A 1,152-nucleotide genomic window follows, 5' to 3' on the forward strand; every position below is an offset into this window, starting at 1 on the left:
GGCCGCGGGCCGGTCGATCACGGTGGCACCCGCGCCGGGGCCCGAGCCGACGGCGGTGCGCACGATGCCCATCGCCTCCAGGATCCGGATGGCCTCGCGCACCGACGGACGGGACACGCCCAGCTCCTCCGCGAGCGCCCGCTCGGCCGGGAGCCGCTCGCCGGGGGACCAGGTGCCCGCGACGAGGCCCTCCTCGATCCGGGCCAGGACACGCTCGTGGGTTCTCACCGGTGCATGGTACGTGGTGTGGTCTGTCCACAGTGGGCTATGGTGTGGTCAGACCTCGAAGGAGAGTGCCCATGCGCATCGCCCTGGCCGCCACCTGCATCGCCGACGCGATGTTCCCGCAGGCCCCGAAGGCCGTCGTGACGCTCCTGGAGCGGCTGGGTCACGAGGTCGTGTTCCCCGCCGCACAGGCGTGCTGCGGCCAGATGCACGTGAACACCGGCTACCTCGCCGACGCCGTGCCCGTGGTGCGGAACCACGTGCGGACGTTCGCCCCCGTGGCGGACGGCGAGTGGGACGCCGTCGTGGTGCCGTCCGGCTCGTGCACGGGCTCGATCCGGCACCAGCAGAAGATGGTCCTGGAGCGCGCGGGGCTGGGTGCCGAGGCGCGGACGGCAACGGCCGTCTCGGAGCGCACCTACGAGCTGTCCGAGCTGCTGGTCGACGTGCTCGGCGTGACCGACGTCGGCGCCTGGTTCCCGCACCGCGTGACCTACCACCCCACCTGCCACTCGCTGCGGATGCTCGGTGTGGGCGACAAGCCCGAGCGGCTGCTGCGCGCCGTCGAGGGGCTGGAGCTCGTGCCCCTGGACCAGGCGGAGGGCTGCTGCGGGTTCGGCGGCACGTTCTCGCTGAAGAACGCCGACACGTCGGCGGCGATGCTCGACGACAAGGTGGCGAACGTGGTCGGCACGGGCGCCGAGGTGCTCACCGCGGGCGACTGGTCGTGCCTGATGCACATCGGCGGCGGCCTCTCGCGCGGGGGCACGGGCGTTCGGCCCATGCACCTGGCGGAGATCCTCGTCTCGACGCGCGAGGCGCCCGTGGTGCCCGGCGACCGCCAGGAGGTGGCCCGATGAGCACGTTCCTCGGCATGCCGGCCACCCGCGCAGGGCGCGGCCCGAGCCCCGACGCGGCGCCCGGCAC

At 73.8% G+C, this 1,152-nt stretch carries 2 protein-coding genes; one reads left to right on the forward strand and one right to left on the reverse strand.

The window, feature by feature from the left end; genetic code table 11:
• Nucleotides 1-228 (reverse strand): FadR/GntR family transcriptional regulator (locus PROKR_RS18280; protein WP_036965492.1); only part of this gene is annotated, 228 nt, incomplete at its 3' end.
• Between the two features lie 71 nt (nt 229-299).
• On the opposite strand from PROKR_RS18280, the gene PROKR_RS18285 reads away from it, so the two are divergent.
• Complete coding sequence (locus tag PROKR_RS18285) at nt 300-1,085, forward strand: (Fe-S)-binding protein (RefSeq protein WP_036965494.1); 786 nt, start codon at nt 300-302, stop codon at nt 1,083-1,085.
• Nucleotides 1,086-1,152 lie beyond the last annotated feature (67 nt).

The organism is Promicromonospora kroppenstedtii DSM 19349, assembly GCF_000515355.1.
Taxonomy (GTDB): Bacteria; Actinomycetota; Actinomycetes; order Actinomycetales; family Cellulomonadaceae; genus Promicromonospora; species Promicromonospora kroppenstedtii.

What these genes read in the sequence shown, in the direction of transcription:
- PROKR_RS18285 (WP_036965494.1), top strand. Translation starts at nt 300, where the DNA reads ATGCGCATCGCCCTGGCCGCCACCTGCATCGCCGACGCGATGTTCCCG.